We start from the raw sequence: 20843 nt of genomic DNA on the forward strand, positions 1-20843 counted from the left end.
GTGTCCGAAATGTGCAAGCCAACGGATGGATTTCGACCTGTCCTCCAAATCAAGGTTCCCCGGGCCGCCCGGCGATATCGAATGCGGCATTGTCCGGCCGGTCAACACAGTCATGGGCGACATTCTCGTCGATGCCGAAGCCCTGCTCGCTGACCGTCTCGAGCGCGTATCGATGGACGATATTCCACGCCAGGCCCAGCCCAACCCCCTCCATCCACAACACGGAGCTTATCACCATGGATGACGTCATCATCATCGGCGGCAGCTTTGCCGGTCTCGCCGGCGCCCTGCAGCTCGGCCGTGCCCGCCGCAAGGTCACCGTTCTCGATACCGGCCTGCCGCGCAATCGCTTCGCCGGCCACTCGCATGGTCTGCTCGGCCACGATCACAAGCCGCCGCTGGAAATCCTGGCCGAGGCGCGGCAGCAGCTGGCGCGCTATCCCACGATCAGGCTGGTCAATGCCCGGGCCGACAGCATCTCCGGCACCATCGACGATTTCTCCGTCCTCACTGGCGATGGTGAAAGCCTTGGGGCGCGACGCCTGATCCTGAGCTATGGCGTCGCCGACCAGATGCCTGATGTTCCGGGCTTTGCCGAAAGCTGGGGCACATCCATCGTGCCCTGCCCCTATTGCGATGGCTTTGAGGTCGCCGGCCAGCATTGGGGCCTCGTCTGGTTCCGCCCGCAGTCGCACATTCAGGTCAAGCTGTATCAGCATTGGACCGACAGGTTGACGGTCTTCGCCGATGGTCACGACATTGCACCCGATATCCGGGCCGATCTGGCCCGCCGCAACATACCTGTCGTTGATGGCCGGATCACCGGGATCGCCCGTCACGGGCACCACAATGCCACCGTCAAGCTCGATACCGGCCCCGATGTCGCAGTCGACATTCTGTTCGCGCATCCGCCCACCAAGCCGTCCGCAAGCCTGCATGAATCACTAGGCCTCGCCACGGTCGATACGCCTCTCGGCATCGTCCTCAAGGTCGACGAGCGCCGCGAAACCAACATACCTGGCATCTATGCCGCCGGCGATCTTGCCACCCCCGGAATGCCCTCGGTCACTACGGCATCATGGCAGGGCGCGACGGCGGGTATCTCGGCTCAGCAGTCGATGCTGGCTTGAGAGCAGGCAGCATCGGCCACCCAGTTTCAATTTCACAATAGACAGGAGCGCCACCATGGCCGCTATAAAACCATTCAAACCTCTAGACGAGAAATTTCCGTTTGACCGCCAACTCGGTATCGCGGCCGCGCCTCTCGTGCTCATTAACCTCTTCATGGTCGTCGATCCCACCGACGAAGCGGGCTTCCTGGACGCTTTCAAGGCGGCTGCCGAGATCATAACGAAGCAACCGGGCTTCATTTCCATGCAACTACATCGAGCGATCGGCGATAGCCCGACTTACCTGAACTATGTGGTGTGGGAATCCACCGAGGCGGTCCGCGCCGCCTTCACTGATCACGAGTTCCTCGCGAAACTTCCAGCATATCCTTCATCCGTCGTGGCCAGTCCCCACCTGTTCCAGAAGGTCGCCGTCCCCGGATTCTGCACGGCCTGACCCCGGAAATATGGCAATGCGAATGGCGGGCATATTCGCCCAGCAGTCGATGCTGGTTTAAGAGCACAGATTGGAGGATGAGAATGGCCGTCGAACCAGACAGCGCGGGTGTGCGCTTCCCTCCGCCCTTCGTCTATCTGGGAGCGCTGCTGTTGGGGCTGGCGGCGGAGCGGTTCGTCACCCTGCGCTCTTTCGGCATCGATTGGCGGTTGCTGGTCGCGACGGGCGCGCTGCTGTTCGTTGCCGGCGCGGCGATGATGCTTGCGGCGGCAGGGCTGTTCCGGCGACTGGGCACCAACGTTCCGCCGTCGCGGCCAACGACCCTCATCGCAACGACCGGTCCTTATCGGTGGACTCGCAATCCCATGTATCTCGGTATGACGCTTATCTATGCTGGCCTTGCGATCGGCTTCGACGGGCCGATCGCCTTCGCCTTGCTCCCGTTGGTGCTGATCGCGATCCAGACGCAGGTGATCGCCCGCGAGGAGCGCTATCTCGATGCGAAGTTCGGCGACGACTACCGCCGCTACAAGGCCAGCGTTCGCCGCTGGCTCTGACTATTCCGCCGCGGCCCTCTGGCGAAGCCTTCCGATATACCAGCGCGCGCTTCTGGCCGGCTAACCCCGCAGTTCGCCCGGCCCCTGAGGAGACACACGTGACCAAAACCAGAGACACCGAAGCCAGCGTCAGCATTTCCCGTCCGACCGTTCTTGGAAAAGGCTGACACACATGGAGTTCGAACACGTCACCTTCGACCTGCCACACGGCACGTTTCACGCGTTGCAGGGTGGTGATCCCGATGGCCAACCGACGCTCGTCCTGCACGGCTTCCCGGACCATCCGCCGACCGCGAGGCCCTTCCTTGCCGAGCTCGGCCGCCGCGGACGTAACGTCGTCGCACCCTGGCTTCGCGGTTACGCGCCGTCCCCGACCGCAGGGCCGTTCGACATGGCAGCCCTCACCAGCGACGTGCTCGCGCTGATCGACCGCTGGTCTCCCGGGCGAGCCGTGGAGTTGGTTGGCCACGACTGGGGCGGCGCGATCACATACGATGCCTGCGTCACCGCGCCGGAGCGGATCGAACGCGCGGTCACGATCGCATTCCCCCACCCGCTCACGTTCATAAGCCGGCTGACGCACCCCGCTCAAATGCGCAAGAGCTGGTACATGGGGCTCTTTCAAATGCCGGGAAGCGGCTGGATCGCCACCGCCCGCGATCTCGCCTTCATCGACCGCCTCTGGCGTCAGTGGTCGCCCGGCTTCTCGCTCGATCCTGCTCTCAAGGCGGAGCTACACGAGCGCCTGCGGGCGAGCATGCCCGCGCCTCTAAAGTACTACCGGGCGATGCTGCGACCCGGCATGCTTGGGGCGACGCGCCGCATGTCTCGGCCGATCACGGTGCCCATGTTGCAGCTTCACGGTGCCAACGACGGCTGCATCCTCCCCCAACAGGTCGATGACCGACATCGGTTCGCCGCCCGGCGCGCGTTGGAGGTCGTCCCCCACGTCGGTCACTTCTTGCACCTCGAGGCCCCGGAGGCGATTGCGGAACGGATTGCGGCATGGGCCAAGTGACGGCCTTTCCGCCTAACGAAAATCCTTGAACGAAGCTCCTCGACGACGGGAAGTGACCGGGCTGATGCACGGCGGCACTAAAGGAACGTCTATGCCTCTGAAGATTAAAAAAGGAAGTGACCCTTATGAATACGACTAATCCTGGCGTCGCCGTGGTGACCGGCGCATCCTCCGGCATCGGACTTGCTACTGCCAAGGCCTTGCAAAATGCCGGCTTTCGGGTGTTTGGAACCAGCCGCCGCCACGTGGCTGAGAGATCTGACGGTATTACTATGCTGGTCTGTGACGTTACCGACGACATGTCCGTGGCGAAACTGGTCGAGCGGGTCCTGGCCGCGGCCGGCCGCATCGATCTCCTTGTCAACAATGCCGGCATTGGTCTGCTTGGCGCCGCAGAGGAGTCCTCGACGGTCCAGGCGCAGGCGCTGTTCGACGTTAATGTCTTCGGCGTTCTACGCATGACCAGGGCGGTGCTGCCGGCCATGCGCCAGCAGAGAGAAGGCAGAATCATCAATGTGAGTTCGGTGCTGGGCTTGATCCCGGCTCCCTATTCCACCGTTTATGCGTCGACCAAGCATGCCATCGAAGGCTATTCCGAATCGCTTGACCACGAGCTTCGTACCTTTGGCATTCGCGTCGTGTTGGTCGAGCCCGCCTATACAAGGACGGCATTTGAAGAAAACCTCGTCAAGCCAGACCAATTGCTTGACGTCTATGACGCCGCGCGCGCCACCATGAATGTGATCAACAAGAAAGCGATAGAAACCGGGGAGGCCCCGGAAGTCGTTGCGAGGACGATTGTCGAAGCGGCGAGCGCCGTCGTTCCAAAGAGACGCTACGCTGCGGGAAAAATGGCGCGACGCGTCAGTCTCCTGCGCCGTTTCGTCCCCGAATCCGCGTTCGACAAGAGCCTGCGAAAGCAGTACGGGTTGCCGATCTGACGACGATGAACATCCTGCACATCGGGGCCTCCAAGCGATCGCGGAACGGATCGCAGCATGGGCCGAGTAGCGGATCACTCGCCCAGCCGACGTCAGGACCTCGACAAGATCGCACGTTTTGGGGGTGCGCGAAACCGATCTTGGCAACGGGTTCGGTTAGCGGAGCCCTACGCCAACAGATCCGCGGTGGTGCAATATAGCCCTATATTCCGGACGACTTACTTTCCCATGTCGCACCGCGGCCATGGGCTCATCAGGCTCGCTAGATCGCGGCACGTCGCCGTGCGGAAAATTCTCTATTACGAGCGTGACTATCGTGGCACCACCATCGGATGCTCGCTACCTCAGGGCAGCCGCAGCGAACCCATCAATGTTGTCCAATCCGACGCTTACACCATGGTTCGCCATTGCCTCGAATAGGGAAGCAGTGGGATGTAGTGAATTACCGCGATCGGGCCGAGCTTCTTTGCGAATTAGCAGCAGTGGCTGATCGGCATACAGATTTCGAACCAGCCTTTGGGCAAAACATCACGAGCGCGGGGGCATTAGGTTCGCCTGCGATGTGATCCAATCGGCGAACACCTTCGAGAGCCGGCGCTGGCTACCAGCTTTCGGGTAGGCCAAGTAATGCCCAATGTAACGATTATCCCGGCTGTTGCTGAACGGGCGTACAAGCCGGCCACTGCCCAATTCTCGATGCGCGAGAGTGTTGGATTCCAGCGCAACCCCCAGGCCATTTGCCGCAGCGTCGACCGCGAGGAAACTTCTGTCAAAGCTCATGGCGGGAAGAGGGGCAGGACCGAGGTTGTTCAATTCGAACCAGTCGATCCATTGAATTCGTTTCAAGTCGCTCCGGATCAATGGCACCCGAGCCAGATCGCGTGGAGATCTCAGGCGTTCCGCCATTTCGGGGCAACAGAGCGGAGAGACGATCTCCTCCCCAAGCGGCACAACAATCAGGTCTTCGCGGTTCGAAGGCTCGCCATACACAATGTCAACGTCAAAGAGGCCGTCGACGAAACGAGCGTAGGTCGTGCTAGCAGCAACCCTGACCTCCACGCCTGCGTTCTGCCCAAGAAAATCTGGGAGGCGTGCTGACAGAACTTGGGCTGCGTAGCTCGGAGCGCAGTGGACTCGAAGCAGATGAGCCTTGTTGGATGTGATTGTCTCAACACCACGACGTAGCTCTTCGAATGCGTTCGAGGCGTGGCCCAGCAACGTCTGCCCGGCCAGTGTCAATGTCACCTTTCGGGTGCTCCGCTCGAACAACGAAGTCCCAAGGTCTCGTTCGAGCTTTGAAATCGCGTGGCTTACCGCGCTCGGAGAAAGATGGAGTTCTTCTGCGGCAGCCCGGAAGGACGCCAGTCGCGCAGCGGCTTCGAAGATGCGGACAGCGGAAAGGGAAGCCATTTGTAACATCCGATTAGTGAAGCAGATTCACCTACCGTTGTAAACTTCGCGTTTGTCCGAGCTCATCAAGTAGGTCAGGTTCAAGGCCACAAGACGACTGACTTGTTGACGAATTGCCAGATGCTCGGGACGCATCGGGAGGAGATTACATGCTATTGAATGGGAAGACTGCGGCCATTTCGGGCGCGGCGAGCAAGCGCGGCATTGGCCGTGCGACCGCACAGCTTTTTGCCGAACATGGCGCGCGCGTCGCCATTCTTGATATTGATGCAGACGCAGCAGTGGAAGCAGCGGCGAGTCTGCCTCGCGTGGCCGCCGGCGCTCACTTAGGATTGCGTTGTGATGTCGCGGACAAAGGCTCCTGTGAAGACGCCGCATCCAAGGTGATCGCCTCCTTCGGCTCCGTGAACACGCTGATCAACAATGCGGGCATCACCCAGCCTGTCAAAACGCTCGACATTACGGAAGCCAACTGGGAACGGGTCGTTGCCGTCAACATGACCGGGGTGCTTTTCCTCAGCCAGGCCTTCATCCCATACATGCGCGATAGTGGCGGCGGCTCGATCGCCTGCATGTCCTCAGTGTCGGCTCAGCGCGGCGGCGGCATCTTCGGTGGCCCGCACTACTCCGCGGCCAAGGCCGGCGTTCTCGGCCTCGCCAAGGCAATGGCGCGAGAATTCGGTCCAGCCGGCATCCGGGTCAACTCCGTCACACCTGGTCTTATCCAGACGGACATCACCGGCGGTAAGCTGACCGATCAGATGCGTGACGACATCATCAAGGGCATCCCCCTGAGCCGGCTCGGCGAGGCGGCCGACGTCGCGAATATCTACCTGTTCCTCGCATCGGACCTGTCGGCCTACGTCACGGGCGCTGTAATAGACGTCAACGGCGGCATGCTGATCCACTGAGGTCAATCAGGAGAAACATCGACATGACCCAGATTGGCCACAACATCAGTCTCACGGAACGCGCCCGCCGCATCCGGCGCCACGCGCTGCGAATGGGCGAAGTGCAGGGGCAGGGTTACATCGCGCAGGCGCTTGGCGTCGCCGACGTCCTTGCCGTGTCCTACTTTCACGCCACGAACTACCGGCCGGACGATCCGGAATGGGAAGGCCGCGACAGGTTCCTATTGTCGATCGGCCACTATGCGATCGCTCTCTACGCGGCTCTGATCGAGGCCAAGATTATTCCCGAGGGTGAATTGGCGACCTACGGCACGGATGATAGCAGGCTGCCCATGTCCGGCATGGCCGCCTATACGCCCGGAATGGAAATCACCGGCGGGTCGCTCGGACACGGACTAGGCATCGCGGTCGGCATGGCCTTGGCGCTCAAGCGGAAGAACTCCTCTTCCTTCGTCTACAATCTGTTTTCTGACGGCGAACTTGATGAAGGTTCGACCTGGGAAGCGGCTATGTCGGCAGGCTCCTACAAACTCGACAATCTGATCGGTATTGTCGACGTCAACCAGATGCAGGCCGACGGCCCGTCGATTGGCGTACTCAACTTTGAACCGCTGGCACCTAAGTTCGAAGCCTTTGGCTGGTTCGTCCAGCGGGTCGAGGGCAACGACATCGATGCTCTCGTTAAGGCGTTCGACGCTGCTCGCCACCACACTGAGGCGAAACCCCGCATCATCATTTGCGACACCAAGATGGCAAAGGGCGTGCCCTTCCTTGAGGCGCGCGATCGAAACCATTTCCTTCGCGTGGAACCTCACGAATGGGCGGAGGCCCTCAGGATAATCGATGCGGGAGTGGAAGCATGAGGCGTTCGAAGTATATCCGGCCGACGCATCTTGAAAGCGGCAGCGACAAGCCCCGCCTGACGACGTCGGCGATGATTGCATCGATCGCCGGTCCCGATCAACCGACGAGATCCGCACCTTTCGGCAACGCACTTGCCGCCTTGGCGCATAAGGACGACCGGATTGTCGGCATGTCCGCCGACCTTGCGAAGTACACCGACCTTCATCTGTTCCGCGCTGCCCATCCCGACCGTTTCTACCAGATGGGGATGGCCGAACAGCTTCTGATGATGTCGGCCGCAGGAATGGCGCGTGAAGGCTTCCAGCCGTGGGTCACGACCTACGCGGTCTTCGCTTCCCGGCGCGCCTATGACTTTGTCTGCCTGGCGATCGCAGAGGAAATGCTGGACGTGAAGATCGTCTGCGCCCTTCCGGGCCTGACGACCGGATATGGGCCGAGCCACCAGGCTACGGAAGATTTGGCGATGTTCCGCGGTATGCCAAATCTCACCATCATCGATCCCTGCGATGCAAGCGAAATCGAGCAGGCAGTTCCTGCGATCGCAGCCCACAAAGGCCCGGTCTACATGCGATTACTGCGGGGCAACGTGCCGGTCGTCCTCGATGAGTACGGCTATAAATTCGAGCTCGGCAAAGCCAAGCTGATCCGCGACGGACGGGATACCCTGATCATCTCGTCGGGATTGATGACGATGCGTGCGCTCGAGGCCGCAAAGCTGCTTCAGAAGGACGGTGTCGACGTGGCAGTGCTGCACGTACCGACGATCAAGCCGCTGGATGAGGTGACCATTGTCGCCGAGTGCCGCAAGGGCGGACGGCTTGTGGTCGTGGCGGAGAACCACACGGTCATCGGCGGCCTTGGAGAGGCGGTCGCCGGAACCCTAATGCGTGCGGGGGTCGCACCTCCGGCCTTCCGGCAGATCGGCTTGCCGGACGAGTTCCTTGAGGCCGGCGCGTTGCCGACCCTCCACGACCAGTATGGTCTCTCGACCATCAAGGTAGCGGAGGCAGTCAAGGCCTGGCTTTCGACATGACGACACTGGCCGGTTGAGGAGATGCCGGCCGACCAAAAAAGAGCTTGTGATGGAGGATGATATGAGCTTGCAGATGAATAGAAGATTTTTCATGGCGACCGCGACTGCTGCGCTCGCGGCCCCGGCAATCGTGCTCTCAAGCCGATCCGCCAGCGCTGCGACTATGACGTTGACGCTCGGTCATGGAGCGGCGCCCGGCAATCCAAGAACCATAGCCGCCGCCAAGTTTGCGGAACTGGTCAAGCAGAAGACGGAAGGCCGGATCCAGATCAACGTCGCAGGGGCCGAGACGCTTGGAAGCGACTCTGCGATGCTGACCAGCCTGCGAACGGGCGCGCTGGACCTTACCGCTAACAGCCAGGGCGCCACCTCGGCCATCGTGCCGGAGTTGAGCGCGCTTGGACTGCCTTTCCTGTTCGAGAATACGGACAAGGCAATGACCGTGCTGAACGGCCCCGTGGGAACTGAGCTCAACAAGCGCTTCGAGGCAGTCGGGGTCGTGCCACTGGATTGGTGGGACAACGGCATCCGGCACCTCACGAATTCCAAGCGAAAGGTCACGTCGCCAGCAGATTTGGCCGGCATGAAGATCCGCACGCCGGCTGACCCCATGACGATCGACATCTTCCAGACCCTGGGAGCAGGCACTGAACAAATCGCGTTCGGCGAACTCTACATCGCCCTGCAGCAGGGCGTGGTCGATGGCCAGGAAAACCCCCTCGCGAATATCGAAAGCTCCAAGCTTCACGAAGTGAACAAGTTCATCAGCCTCACCGCCCACAAATGGGAATCCACTCCTTTCCTCATGTCGAAGATTGCCCAGGCGCGTGTCGGTAAGGATTTCGAGGCTGTCAGAGCGGCTGCCAAGGAAGCCGGCGAGCTGCAGCGGAAGCTCTCGAACGAAAAAGCCTCCGAGGTGCTTGGAAAGTTCAAGCAGAACTCTGCGGTTGAGGTTGCAGAGGTCGACCACAAGGCCTTCGTCAAGGCGACGGCATCGGTGGCTGATACCTGGAAGAAGAAGCCGTTTGGCAATTTCGTCGCCAAGGTGGAAGCCGCAGCTAGAGGCTGACGCCGCTATTAGATCCGGAGGCCTCATGAGCAGGTTCTACTCAGCCGTCGATTGGGTCGCCGGCATCATCGTCGCGTTCGCACGGGTTGTCATCATCGTCACTGGTATCGCGCTGACGGTGGTCACCACGATCAACGTCGTCGTCCGATATGCATCCGCCGGCGGAGGCCTGTCATTCGCCCAGGAACTGCCGATGCTGATGTTCCCATGGTTCATCATCGCAGGGATTGTCATTGCAGCCCAGGCCGGCGGACATATGGCGGTCGAGTGGCTATACGACAAGCTCGACGGTCGTGCCCGAACGACGGCCTTGGTTGTGGCGAACGCTATCAGTATCGCCGCGTTTCTGGTGCTGGCATATCAGGCGACCGTGGTTGCCGAGATCGCGGGGGCCGAACACAGCCCCGTCCTGCAGCTTCCGAACAGCATCGGATACTATTCGCTTTCGATTGGCGCGGTTCTCGTGTCCATCGTCACCGTCGCCGCGACTACGCGCGTTCTCCGCCTGGGCTGGGATCACCGCCTCGAAATCAGGCCCGAGGAGATCGCGCTATGACAATCGTCATGATCGTTTCCTTCTGCATCCTCATGATACTCGCCGTTCCTGTGGGGTATGGTCTCATCATCGCAGCGGGCCTTGGAGTGTTGTTCAACGGTTACGCCCCGCTCTCGGTCGTGGCCCAGCAGGTCTACGACCAGACCCAGTCCTTCCCGATGCTGGCGCTTCCGTTCTTCATGCTTGCAGGTACTCTGATGCTTGGCGGCGAACTGGGGCGTCAGCTCCTGGAACTCGCATCTCGCGCGATGCAGAGGTGGAGGGGCGGACCGCTCTCGACCACGGTCGTATCCTCGGTCGTCTTCGGCGGCGTGTCCGGCTCGGCCGTGGCGAATGCGAGTGCGCTCGGCTCCGTTCTCATCCCATGGCAGAAAAAGCACGGCTTTCCCCCGGCGCTCTGCGCTGCCAACAACGCGACGTCGGCCGTCATCGACGTCCTCATTCCGCCCTCGATACCAATGATCCTCTATGCCCTGATCAGCGGCGTCAGCGTCGGCGACCTGTTCATATCGGGGATCGTTCCGGGTCTGATCATGGCTGCGAGCTTCGTGTTCGTCTGCTGGTTCATCTCGGTCAGACGCGGTTACGAGGCACAGGCTGTGAAGGTAGGCACGCGGGAGCTTGGCAGACTGGCACTCCAGAGCCTCCCCGCGATCCTGCTTCCGGTCCTCATCATCGTGCTCCTGCGGTTCGGTTTCGCGACGCCGACCGAAGTTTCGGTCCTGTCCGTCGTCTATTCGCTGCTCCTCAGCATCCTGTTCTACCGCGATCTCACCTGGAAGCGCTTCTGCGAGAACATGGTCGAGGCCGGCGTGGCGACAGGCGTCGTGATGCTGGTGATCATGGGCAGCGCGGCGGTCGGCTGGGTCCTTACGTTCGACCAGGCCCCCCAGCACATGGCCGAATGGGTTTCCGCACACATATCCAGCCCGATCGTCATCATTCTCATGATGAACCTGATCATGCTCGTCGTCGGCATGCCGCTCGACATGCCACCGGCGATCCTCCTGCTCGGGCCGATCTTCGTTCCTCTGGCCGACTCCATCGGCCTCGACCGTGTACAGCTTGGCCTCATGATGGTGATCAACCTCGGGATCGGGCTCTATACGCCGCCGATCGGCACGACGCTCTTCATTTCATCGTCCATCGCAAAAGCTCCGCTCGGGGCGACTACAAACGAGCTTTGGCCCTACTTCGGGATGGCCATGTTTCTCCTGCTCGCGGTCAGCTTCGTGCCCGCTCTGACGATCTACTGAGGAGTGACCGATGAGCGAAACTTCTAAAAACGTCATTACCGTCCGAGGACTTACGAAGTCTTACGGCGCGACGTCCGTCCTCAAGGGCGTCGACTTCTCGGTTGCGCGTGGGGAGGTTCATGCGCTGCTCGGCGGAAACGGCGCCGGGAAGTCGACGATGATCAGGATCATCACGGGCGCGGCTTCCAAGAACGATGGAGATGTCCGCTTTTTCGACAGCGAAGGAAGGGAACGGAGCGAAACGGAAGGGAGGGTGAAGGTCGCCGTCGTGCACCAGGAACTGGCGCTCCTGCCGCATCTGACCGTTGCCGAGAACATCGCCCTACCGCATCACAGGAAGGGCGCGGCGCTGTTCCGGCGTGCAGCCGCGGCAAAACAGGCATTCGATGCCTTGCGGATGATCGATCAAGACTTCGCTGCCAAATCATTGCATAGGCTCGTGGGGAGCCTGAGCCTCCACGAAGGTCAGTTGGTCGAAATCGCCAGGGCGCTCTCGTCTGGCGCCGAATTGATCCTTCTCGACGAGCCGACCGCCAATCTCACCGCTCTGGAGACGGAGAGGCTGTTTGCGGTCCTGCGGCGGCTCACCCGGGAGAACGGACTGTCGGTCGTGTTCGTCTCCCACCGGATGAAGGAAATCAGGCAGATCGCCAACGTCTGTACGATCATCCGCGACGGCCGGACGGTGGTTGATCGCCAGCCGATGGAAGAGCTGACGGACGCCGGCATTATCGAAAAGATGGGGCATGTGGCAGCCCCTCATCCAACGGAACGGGCGCCGCGACCCGAGAATCAGCTCGACGCTTCTGCTGCGACGGACACCATCACCATCAAGGAGGCAGGTTTCAGGCTGGAACTGCTGCCGGGCACCGTACTCGGCGTGGCAGGCGCACCCGCTGGACCGGCGGCACTGATTGAAGCGCTGACAGGCGCCGCCCGAAAGAAGCGGTGGACGGTTGCGCGTGCCGGATGGCCGGACCAGCTGCGATCGCCACGCAAAGCCGCCCGCCTGGGAGCAGGATTCGTAACCGGCGATCGGGCACACAAGGGACTCCTTCACAGCCTTCCGATCATCGACAACGTCATGGCGTCCCGTCGCGTGACCAGGGGCTCGCTCCTCGCTGGCCGCTCTGAAGGGGCCGAATGCCTCGATTTGCTGAAGGCCCTGAAGGTCAAGACCGCTTCCGTCTGGGATCTGCCGAGCACGCTGAGCGGTGGCACGCAGCAAAAGCTCCTACTTGCCCGCTGGCTTGGCGTGCCATCCCGCCTGCTGGTTCTGGAGGAGCCGACACGGGGTGTCGATATCGGAACCAAGCGAGAAATCTATCAGCTCATCAGGCAGATGGCCGCATCCGGCACAGTGATCGTCTGGTGGTCCACAGAAAACGTCGAATTGCTGGAAGTCTGCGACCGGGTCATTGCGTTTGACACCGAAGGTCGATGTGCGGGCGTCCTTGAGCGAGACGACTTCAATGAAGAGAAACTCGTTACCCTGACTGGAATGGCCGCATGACCCAGGCACAAATCGCGCCGACAGAGGCGCCGACCGCACAAATCAGGCAGAGGGAAAGCCTCTTTAGCGCCTACAGGACCGAGATCGCGATCGCTCTGGCCATCGTGCTGCTGGTGCTGGCGGTCGGCTCGCAGGTTCCACAGGCGCTCACCTGGGGCAACTTCGCCAATATCACGCAGGCAGGCGCTCCTCTTATCATCATGTCGCTGGGCGTCCTTCTTGTCGTCGTCACTGGCGGTATCGACCTGTCGATCGGCTCGGTCTTCTCGCTGACGGGCATGGTCACGGCGCAGGCGATGGCGCACGGGCTTGGCGGCGTGTCTGCGAGCCTGATCGGCCTCTGCGTCGGATTGCTCTTCGGATCGATCAATGGCTTCCTTGTCACGATAGCTGGTCTTGCTCCGTTCGTCGTAACCTTGATTACCTTCGCCGTCGCAGGATCGCTGGCGTTCATCGTCACGAACGGACGCTCGATGCCGATCGGCGATCCGGACTTCTGGCTGCTCAACAGCGGCAACCTGATTCCTGGCATTCCCAACTACATCCTTTTCTGCGTTGTTCTCATGATCGCGATCGAGTTCTTCCTGAAGAAGCTGATTGCCGGACGCTGGTTCTATGCTGTCGGCAGCAGTTCGACGGCGGCCTATCTGCTCGGCGTTCCTGTCAAACGCACGAAATTCATGGCCTATGTCGCGTCGTCGCTGCTCGCATCATTTTCCGGCCTTCTGACTATCTCCTATATTCTGAACGCGGAATCCACGGCGGGGTCGAGCCTGATGCTCCAGGCCATCGCGGCAGTCGTGATTGGCGGCGCAAGTCTGCTCGGCGGCACAGGAACCGCGATCGGCGCGGTGCTGGGAGCCTTGATGATCACGGTCATCCAGAACGGCGTCAATCTCATAGGCATCAACAGCTTCTGGCAGGGGTCGGTCACGGGCGTCGCCATTCTCATCGCGGTCCTTATCGACCGTTTCAGCAAGTCGCGGCGGGGGGCCGTTTGACATCAACCCGGCAAAGCCGGTCTTTGGAGGAGGAATGGAAATGACAAAAACGAAACGCGCAGTTGGGTTTGTTGCCGGCGTCGCACTGGCGGTCCTTTCACTTGCGGCCGCCGCGCAGGCCGAGGAGAAGAAGACGGTGGCATATATCGCGCCGTCGCTCGACATATCCTACTGGCAGTGGGTCGGCTACGGCGTGAAGCAAAAGGCCAAGGAACTCGGCATGGACTACGTCGAGTACACTTCGGAAAACTCGCCGGCAAAACAGATGGACAACGCGCGGACCGCAGTGACCAAGGGCGTCGATGCCATCGTGATCGGCCCTGTCAGCTCGACGAGCACACCGCCGCTTCTCGCCTACTTGAAATCGCAGAACATCCCGATCGCTTTCGCCGGCATCGGCCCGCAGCCCGGCCAGACCGACTACACGTCGTCGGTAACGGCAAACAACTACGAGACCGGCAAGGCGCAGGGCGAATTCGTCTGCAAGCTTGCCAAGGACCGTGGCGGCAACCAGGTCGGCATGCTCTCATTGCCGCAGGACCGCGAGAATGCCCAGAAGTATCTGAAGGGTGCTGAAGAGGCGTTCAAGGCGAGCGGGTGCGACCTGGCGCAGATGCTGGAGACCAGGGGGCTCACGGTCAATGAAGCGGTCACGCAGGCCAATGACATGCTCACCGCCCATCCTGACATCAAGGCCATTTACGGGATGTACGACGAGGCCGGGACGGGCGCCGCAAAAGTGCTTCAGACCCGCGGGGTTACGGGCAAGGTCGGCATCGCGGTTGCAGACGGCAGCCCGACCACGATCGCTCTCCTGAAGTCGAACGCGATCCAGGGCATCTTCTTCCAGGAAGCGGTTGGACAGGGGATCGACGGGACGCAGCAGGTCTTCAATGCGCTCTCCGGCGCCCCTGTCAAGAAGGACCTTGCTCTGATCATGCCACTGGTGACGGCCGATAAGGTCGACTCGCCGGAAGCAAAAGCCGTCATCGCCCGGGTGTTCCCACCCGCCAACTAAGTGGTGCGGGACGCCGGCCGTTCAGGTCGGCGTCCTTTTCGGCGATTTCTTGAAGGGCAGCAGGCATGAAAGACCTCCCGATCATCGATCCTCATTTTCATCTGTGGGATCTCGACAACAACTACTATCCGTGGCTGTCGGACGGCGTGAAACCGTCCGCCTTCGGTGACTACACCGCGATCAACAAGACTTACCTCATCGAAGACTTTCTGGCGGACGCGAAGAATCAGAACCTCGTAAAGGCGGTCCATCTCGATGTCGGATACGACCCCAAGGATCCGACCGGCGAGACGCGATGGCTGCAGGGCGTTGCCGACAAGCACGGGTTCCCCCACGGCATCGTCGGATATGCTGACTTCCGCAGGCCCGACGTCGGCGACCTCCTCGATGAGCACATGTCCTACGCGAACTTCCGCGGCATCCGGCAATCGATGAACTTCCACGACGATCCCGCCAAGACCTACCTGACGGAGCCTGGAGTTAGCCGGACGCTGGAATGGCGGCGAGGGTTCAAGGAACTCGCTCGCAGGGGTCTCAGCTTCGACCTCCAGCTCTACTATTGGCAGATGGAAGAATTTCTCGATCTTGCCCGCGATTTTCCCGGGGTACAGATCATACTGAACCATACGGGCATGCAGGTCGATGGCCCGAGCCATTTCGAGGGGTGGCGAAATGGAATGCGCATGCTTGCGCAGGCGCCAAATGTTGCATGCAAGATCTCCGGTCTGGGCATGGGAGACTGGACCTGGTCCGTCGCAAGCATCAGGCCGTATGTGGAGGAGGCGATTGCAGCATTTGGCGTCGAGAGGTGTATGTTCGCTTCGAACTTCCCGGTGGACAAACTCTTCGGCAGCTACGACGAGATCATGGACGCGTTCAAAATCATCACCGCCAACTATTCTCCAGACGAACGCATTGCGCTGTTCCACGACAATGCTGCGCGGTTCTATCGGATATAGCCATGTCGCTAACCGCCAAAAAGGTCGGCCATGACCGCTGGCCACTTTCAAGCTATTTTGCAGACGGGATCAGTTAACGCCGTGCTCTCGGTCCGCGTTCCCGCTAGAAGGAGGCTTGATCAGCGGTTTCGCCTAATCGTTAGATCGAGCCAGTCAGCTCAAGCCTTCCGATCGAGGATGTCGATCTGCCGGTCGTGGTATGGAGCCAGGGGTGGGTTCCGGTAGGGGCGAAATGACACCATAAGGGAAATCATGTTGTATCGCAGCAGCCAAAAAAGTTGGGAAATTGGCCCTGTCCTTGCCCGACGATCTGATTCCATCCAGATCGCCTCCCATCGACAATTCAATAACCTGACTCGGTTGGCGATCAAACTGGAAGGGCGAGCTTTGCGGGAGTGCACCTGCCCGCAGTCGCTGATAACCCGCCTCCGGCATCATCGTGAGAACCAGCGGGCTTGGCAAAAATAATTTGTCACTCTCCCGCCCGGAAACTCTGCATCGCATAGAAGTCGGTGCCGAAGTCCAATTCCTGCAACTCTGCTGACAGCGGCGTGAAGCGGTCGTCTTCGAAATTGCCGACCTAAGGAAATTCTGGCGTCCGGTTGCCGGCTCGTGTAGCCGACGAAACCCATCACCATCACGAACCGGTCGTCGAGTTCGAAAAAATCCGGGCACTCGATGCAGCGAGCGCCATGCTCACGGAAGTGTTCGGGGGTTCGATAGAGAACCAACATGAATTTCCAGTCGTTGCCGTTCTCGGACCCGTATAGCAAGCACGGCCGGGTCGCCGTCGATCGCGACTCCAAGAGGAATTATTACTGTAATCTCGCGTCCATCAACTGTTCATGAAGCCTCCACGTCTGCGTCAGAGATGAAATCCATATTCCTGTTGTCGCTCTCAACGAGCAATCTAACAGGAGAAACTCATGCGCTTTTTAGCGAAGGCAACTGCCGTAACAGCAACCATCCTGCTCATGACCGCAGGCGGGGTGAACGCAGTCGAAATTCACAATGGGTCGATCAGCGAAGCTGAAGTCCTCAAGACTCAGAAAGCCTGGGGCGAGGCTCTCATTGCCATCTCGCGTGAATATGAGGACAAAGGTGTGATATGGCTGAGAAGGTGATAGGTGCGGCCTATGGCTACCAGTTGGGTCCGGTTCTCTTCAAGCTGACACTGACGCAGGAGCCCCAGACCTTCCGGACCGACCGCGAGGGTGCACTATCCTATTTTGTCGGCCATAACCCGAAATATCCCAGCGATACTGGCTTTGCGCTGAAGGGCTGGCGCGAAGTCCACGTCGAGAACGCAGCCATTCTTCTTTATGGCGAGTACGCCACTACTCTGGGTAAGGTGTCCTTCATTAACAAGGACGGCAAAGTTACGACGGTCGACAAATCATGGACTTTCAAGAAGGACGATTTCGGGACGATCCGCATCGTCCAACACCATTCTTCGCTGCCTTACGCCGCCAAGTAAACGTCTGTCCGAAGCGGCCAGCGATCATTGACCTTGTTCGAGACGATAGCCGATGCCCCGAACAGTCGTGATGCACGAGCGATCACCCGTGGGGCGATCGATCTTTGCGCGCAAACGACGGACATAGACGTCGACAACATTGGTCAGTGGGTCTTCGCCTGCTCCCCAGATGTTCGCCAAAATCCGCTCCCGGCTGAGTACTCGCCCGGGGGCGGACATGAAAAGTTCCAAAAGAGCCAGCTCCTTGGCAGTCAGCGATATCTCGACGCCGTCGACCGTTACGCGCATTGAATCTCTGTCAAGTTTCAGTATTCCCACGAGCAGCGCTTTTGCCCCGAGTGGGCGTAGGTTGACCGGACGGCGCATCAGCGCTTCTATTCGTGCCAGCAACTCCTCAAACGAGAACGGCTTGACCAGATAATCGTCGGCGCCCATTCGCAATCCCGAAATACGGTCGTTCACCGATCCAAGCGCGGTCAGCATCAGGATAGGCGCGGATATCCCACCGGCACGCAGCGTCTGACAGACATCGGAGCCATTTATGATTGGCAGCATTACATAATTTCGCAGCGCAACTTGCGGCCGTTGCTCCAGGCGGTCCGTCCGCCGGGCTTGATCGGGTCTTCTTTACTGGCTCCGGATCGGAATCCGTCGACACGGCTCTGAAGATCGCCATCGCTTATCAGCGCGCGATCGGTCAAGGCACCCGAACTCGCATCATCGGACGCGAAAAAGGCTATCACGGTGTCGGCTTCGGCGGCATCTCGGTCGGTGGTCTGGTGAACAATCGGCGAGTTTTTCCGCAGATCCCGGCCGACCATATGCGACACACGCTGGATATCGATAGAAACGGTTTCTCGAGGGGTCTTCCTGCACATGGAATTGACTTGGCCGAAGATCTTGAGCGTCTCATCCAGCTCCACGGTGCCGAAACCATAGCCGCGGTTATTGTTGAGCCTATGTCCGGCTCTGCCGGCGTCATCTTGCCTCCAAAAGGTTACCTTGACAGGCTGCGAGACATCGCCAACAAGCATGGCATTCTTCTCATGTTCGACGAGGTCATTACCGGTTTCGGCCGCCTCGGGACGCCGTTTGCAACAGACTATTTCGGCGTCGTTCCCGACCTTGTGACAACGGCAAAGGGATTGACAAACGGTGCCATCCCTATGGGTGCCGTGTTTGCCAGTCGCAAAGTCTACGATGGATTGATGACGGGACCAGAAAACGCCATCGAGCTATTCCACGGCTATACATATTCTGGACACCCGGTCGCGTGTGCTGCAGGCCTTGCAGCGCTTGAAATCTATAAAGAGGAGGGTCTTTTCAGTCGCGCTTCCGATCTTGCCAAAACTTGGGAAGATGCATTGCATTCCTTGAATGGGATACCAAACGTCATCGACATCCGAAACCTCGGCCTCGTTGGGGCAATCGAGCTTTCAGCACGCGATGGTGCTCCTGGTGCGCGCGCCTATGACGTGTTTACCAACTGCTTTCATAAAGGTCTTCTAATCCGAGTGACCGGGGATATCATTGCGCTTTCTCCTCCGTTAATCATCGATGAGATACAAATCGGAACAATCGTTTCCATCTTGGGCGATGCTTTGAAGCAGGCGACGTAACTCGACCCGCAGGAACCGCACTGTGCGTCAGCAGCCTATCCCGTCGCCCGGATCTTCCCGCTCGCTTCAGCATCTTGAGGCGGTTGATCTGCCCTTCGGCTTGACCGTTGCTCCAAGGTAGTTGAGGCCCTGCCGCCGCAACGCTTGAAGCGTGTCGAATCCGTACGTTTTTCTGTCGGCGCTGAAGCGCCTTATCGAAAAATCGCAAGCGGTATGGAAGGAAACATTCATGTCGCAAACGATCCACGCGTTGTCCCGTCAACCTTACACTTGAACAGCTGGATGACTGTTGGCCAATCCGCTGAAAGGAAGAGCTGGCGATTACAAGCCATCCGCTACCGGCGCACAATGAACGAGCAGTCGCTCGCAGCGACTAGCATGAAGGGACGCGACGCGGGACAAAGCCGCCGTTCAGCGTGACCTGCTTCATTTCGAATCTGCGAGGAACCTTGGGGCGACCGCAAAGATCAGAGATTTTGCCAAGTGATGGAGCTCTGGGACCCTATGACCGCAGAGGGAAGCGAGCGGGCGCTAAACCAAAGTTTTTCCAAGCCCGGACGCACCACTTGGAACGCGATGTCGATACCTGGTTGCTCAAGAAACCGGCAGGCAAATTGCCACTGCCAGACTCCACTTAAGGCACCCGGTCAGGTGCAACTATACCGCCTTCATTCTCAAGAATGTCGATGCGTTTAGCTTCCGATCCAGTAAATTTCAGGCGCACACCAATGCCGGCGCCATTGTCAGGAATGAAGACGGCGCCGGCTCTTTCCAGAGCTGATTGCAAGGCAAACACTTCATCATCAGCCGGTTTGTCGAGCTTGCGCTCAAATCGCAGCACGGTTTCCACGCCCACGCCGGCAGATATTGCGAGACGCTCGGGCGAGAGGTCGGTAAGTGCACGTGCCGCACGACATTGGGAGCCAGTAATCATGGTTATTGTCCTTTTTTATAAACAGGACCGCCCCATCATCGGGGCGATCAACCGTGGCCATTCGGCCAGCAAGGTGTCGAATTTGCCACGCTCGAGCTGATCGGTGGAAAGGGTCCGGACGCCAGCGATAATCGTTCTCTACTTTATGCAAGAAGGCTTGACGTCTCAGAGGAACGGAGGCCTTCGCTTTCCGCCTGATGTTGAGTAACCGCCAACACCGTCAGCTTGTGCCGCCTATCATCCCGTCCGCTCCAATCCATTGTCTGACCGGCGGACAAGCCGAGAAGGGCAGTTCCGATGGGGGTTAGGACGGATATCTTGCCTTCGGAAATATTTGCGTCTTTCGGGAACACGAGCGTCACTGTTCGCCCGTCTCCGGTGTCAGTTTCATACTCTACCATCGATCCCATTCGCACGACATTCCCAGGCACCGAGGTGTCCGCAACTACGAGTGCGCGTTCGAGCTCAATCAAAAGACCATCGGAAACCTCGGGAAGGCGATCAGCCGCAGCAAGCGCAAGTTTATTCAATCGCTGGTGATCCGTCTCGCCAATCACGATCGAAGACTTTTGTGAGTTCTGGATGTGCTTCTTCATTTTCGCGTTCCTCAGTGTTCACCTTAGTGCCACCGAGTGCGTGGCATTGGTCCGCCATGGGATACCGTCGACCTGCCTTGCCTCGCTCATCAAAATCGCCATCACCTCCTCGGGGGATTGGGCCAGCCGAAGTCCCTCCCTGATCAGCGGCGCGCGCACCGTACGGAATAGTCGCGACAGCGCAGGCAAGAAGGTGCGAGCCTCAGAGCGCGGCCAAAGCAAGGTAAAGACGAGATCGACGGGATCGCTGTCGGGGCTGTTGAAATCTATCGGAGGAGCCAGTCGCGTAAATGACGCTACAGGCGACGAAATCGAGCGCAGCAATACGTGCGGGACGGCGATGCCACGACCGATGGCGGTTGACCCGACCCGCTCCCGCCTCCAAATGCCCCGAAGAATTGCTCGATCATCAAGCCCGGTTCCTCGCGCAAGTTTGACAGCGATCCTGGACAGCGCCGAGTGCTTTCCCTTTGTCGCAAGGTCAAGAGTAATATTATCTTCTGACAGGTTGCTGAACGTCATCATCATTGCCTCTAAGCCGATAC

At 59.6% G+C, this 20843-nt stretch carries 20 protein-coding genes and 4 pseudogenes; 17 read left to right on the forward strand and 7 right to left on the reverse strand.

What is annotated here, in order from left to right; all coding sequences use genetic code 11:
• Positions 1-49: 49 nt before the first annotated feature.
• The gene (locus AM571_RS34865) at positions 50-238 is read right to left on the reverse strand and encodes a hypothetical protein (protein ID WP_074065442.1); all 189 of its coding nucleotides are present in this window, start codon (positions 236-238) and stop codon (positions 50-52) included.
• Between AM571_RS34865 and AM571_RS34870 the strand changes: the two genes are divergently transcribed.
• The 5 genes from AM571_RS34870 (at position 237) to AM571_RS34890 (ending at position 4082) form a co-directional block, all read left to right on the forward strand.
• On the forward strand, positions 237-1130 hold the full coding sequence (locus AM571_RS34870) for an NAD(P)/FAD-dependent oxidoreductase (RefSeq protein ID WP_074065443.1): 894 nt from the start codon (positions 237-239) through the stop codon (positions 1128-1130). The two genes, AM571_RS34865 and AM571_RS34870, sit on opposite strands and share 2 nt — an antisense overlap.
• 55 nt (positions 1131-1185) lie before the next feature.
• Positions 1186-1566 carry an antibiotic biosynthesis monooxygenase family protein gene (locus AM571_RS34875; RefSeq protein WP_074065444.1) on the forward strand — a complete coding sequence of 127 codons (381 nt, stop codon included), beginning with the start codon at positions 1186-1188 and terminating at the stop codon, positions 1564-1566.
• A gap of 83 nt (positions 1567-1649) precedes the next feature.
• A complete protein-coding gene (locus AM571_RS34880; protein ID WP_074065445.1) occupies positions 1650-2123 on the forward strand; it encodes a methyltransferase family protein in 474 nt (157 codons plus the stop codon).
• Between the two features lie 172 nt (positions 2124-2295).
• Entirely contained in the window at positions 2296-3141 is an 846-nt protein-coding gene (locus tag AM571_RS34885) for an alpha/beta fold hydrolase (RefSeq protein WP_074065446.1), read from the forward strand.
• A 125-nt stretch (positions 3142-3266) separates the two neighbouring features.
• Entirely contained in the window at positions 3267-4082 is an 816-nt protein-coding gene (locus AM571_RS34890; RefSeq protein WP_074065447.1) for an oxidoreductase, read from the forward strand.
• Positions 4083-4610: 528 nt separating this feature from the next.
• Here AM571_RS34890 and AM571_RS34895 read toward each other — a convergent pair.
• Positions 4611-5501, reverse strand: coding sequence for a LysR substrate-binding domain-containing protein (locus tag AM571_RS34895; protein WP_074065448.1), 891 nt, complete (start codon positions 5499-5501; stop codon positions 4611-4613).
• Between the two features lie 140 nt (positions 5502-5641).
• Here AM571_RS34895 and AM571_RS34900 point away from each other — a divergent pair, with 140 nt between their 5' ends.
• From AM571_RS34900 to AM571_RS34950, 11 genes and pseudogenes are all read left to right on the forward strand, one after another.
• On the forward strand, positions 5642-6403 hold the full coding sequence (locus AM571_RS34900) for an SDR family NAD(P)-dependent oxidoreductase (RefSeq protein WP_074065449.1): 762 nt from the start codon (positions 5642-5644) through the stop codon (positions 6401-6403).
• 23 nt (positions 6404-6426) lie between these two features.
• The gene (locus AM571_RS34905) at positions 6427-7266 is read left to right on the forward strand and encodes a transketolase (RefSeq protein ID WP_074065450.1); all 840 of its coding nucleotides are present in this window, start codon (positions 6427-6429) and stop codon (positions 7264-7266) included.
• Positions 7263-8300: a transketolase family protein gene (locus AM571_RS34910; RefSeq protein WP_074065451.1), complete on the forward strand. Its 1038-nt coding sequence runs from the start codon at positions 7263-7265 to the stop codon at positions 8298-8300. Before AM571_RS34905 ends, AM571_RS34910 begins: the two co-directional genes overlap by 4 nt.
• A gap of 61 nt (positions 8301-8361) precedes the next feature.
• On the forward strand, positions 8362-9369 hold the full coding sequence (locus AM571_RS34915; RefSeq protein WP_074065756.1) for a TRAP transporter substrate-binding protein: 1008 nt from the start codon (positions 8362-8364) through the stop codon (positions 9367-9369).
• A 25-nt stretch (positions 9370-9394) separates the two neighbouring features.
• Positions 9395-9925 carry a TRAP transporter small permease gene (locus AM571_RS34920; protein WP_074065452.1) on the forward strand — a complete coding sequence of 177 codons (531 nt, stop codon included), beginning with the start codon at positions 9395-9397 and terminating at the stop codon, positions 9923-9925.
• Entirely contained in the window at positions 9922-11181 is a 1260-nt protein-coding gene (locus tag AM571_RS34925; RefSeq protein ID WP_074065453.1) for a TRAP transporter large permease subunit, read from the forward strand. The genes AM571_RS34920 and AM571_RS34925 overlap by 4 nt, the downstream gene beginning before the upstream one ends.
• A 10-nt stretch (positions 11182-11191) precedes the next feature.
• The gene (locus AM571_RS34930) at positions 11192-12694 is read left to right on the forward strand and encodes an ATP-binding cassette domain-containing protein (RefSeq protein ID WP_074065454.1); all 1503 of its coding nucleotides are present in this window, start codon (positions 11192-11194) and stop codon (positions 12692-12694) included.
• Positions 12691-13695, forward strand: coding sequence for an ABC transporter permease (locus tag AM571_RS34935; protein WP_074065455.1), 1005 nt, complete (start codon positions 12691-12693; stop codon positions 13693-13695). Before AM571_RS34930 ends, AM571_RS34935 begins: the two co-directional genes overlap by 4 nt.
• 40 nt (positions 13696-13735) lie before the next feature.
• Complete coding sequence (locus tag AM571_RS34940) at positions 13736-14713, forward strand: substrate-binding domain-containing protein (RefSeq protein ID WP_074065757.1); 978 nt, start codon at positions 13736-13738, stop codon at positions 14711-14713.
• A 65-nt stretch (positions 14714-14778) separates the two neighbouring features.
• Entirely contained in the window at positions 14779-15672 is an 894-nt protein-coding gene (locus AM571_RS34945; protein WP_074065456.1) for an amidohydrolase family protein, read from the forward strand.
• A gap of 926 nt (positions 15673-16598) precedes the next feature.
• A pseudogene (locus AM571_RS34950) lies at positions 16599-17149 on the forward strand (hypothetical protein).
• A 24-nt stretch (positions 17150-17173) separates the two neighbouring features.
• On the opposite strand, the pseudogene AM571_RS34955 reads toward AM571_RS34950, so the two are convergent.
• Positions 17174-17707: pseudogene (locus AM571_RS34955) on the reverse strand (response regulator transcription factor); the annotation flags it as partial.
• A gap of 2 nt (positions 17708-17709) precedes the next feature.
• Here AM571_RS34955 and AM571_RS34960 point away from each other — a divergent pair.
• Positions 17710-18768, forward strand: a pseudogene (locus AM571_RS34960) (aminotransferase class III-fold pyridoxal phosphate-dependent enzyme); the annotation flags it as partial.
• Here the strand turns inward: AM571_RS34960 and AM571_RS37930 are convergent.
• From AM571_RS37930 to AM571_RS34975, 4 genes and pseudogenes are all read right to left on the reverse strand, one after another.
• Positions 18701-18892 (reverse strand): annotated as a pseudogene (locus AM571_RS37930) (hypothetical protein); the annotation flags it as partial. The pseudogenes AM571_RS34960 and AM571_RS37930 sit on opposite strands and share 68 nt — an antisense overlap.
• 510 nt (positions 18893-19402) lie before the next feature.
• A complete protein-coding gene (locus tag AM571_RS34965; RefSeq protein WP_074065459.1) occupies positions 19403-19702 on the reverse strand; it encodes a hypothetical protein in 300 nt (99 codons plus the stop codon).
• Positions 19703-19845: 143 nt separating this feature from the next.
• A complete protein-coding gene (gene rnk / locus AM571_RS34970) occupies positions 19846-20298 on the reverse strand; it encodes a nucleoside diphosphate kinase regulator (protein WP_074065460.1) in 453 nt (150 codons plus the stop codon).
• A gap of 18 nt (positions 20299-20316) precedes the next feature.
• Positions 20317-20826: a PTS sugar transporter subunit IIA gene (locus AM571_RS34975; RefSeq protein WP_245519990.1), complete on the reverse strand. Its 510-nt coding sequence runs from the start codon at positions 20824-20826 to the stop codon at positions 20317-20319.
• Positions 20827-20843 lie beyond the last annotated feature (17 nt).

Origin of the sequence: Rhizobium etli 8C-3, from assembly GCF_001908375.1 — a bacterium.
GTDB lineage: Bacteria > Pseudomonadota > Alphaproteobacteria > Rhizobiales > Rhizobiaceae > Rhizobium > Rhizobium etli_B.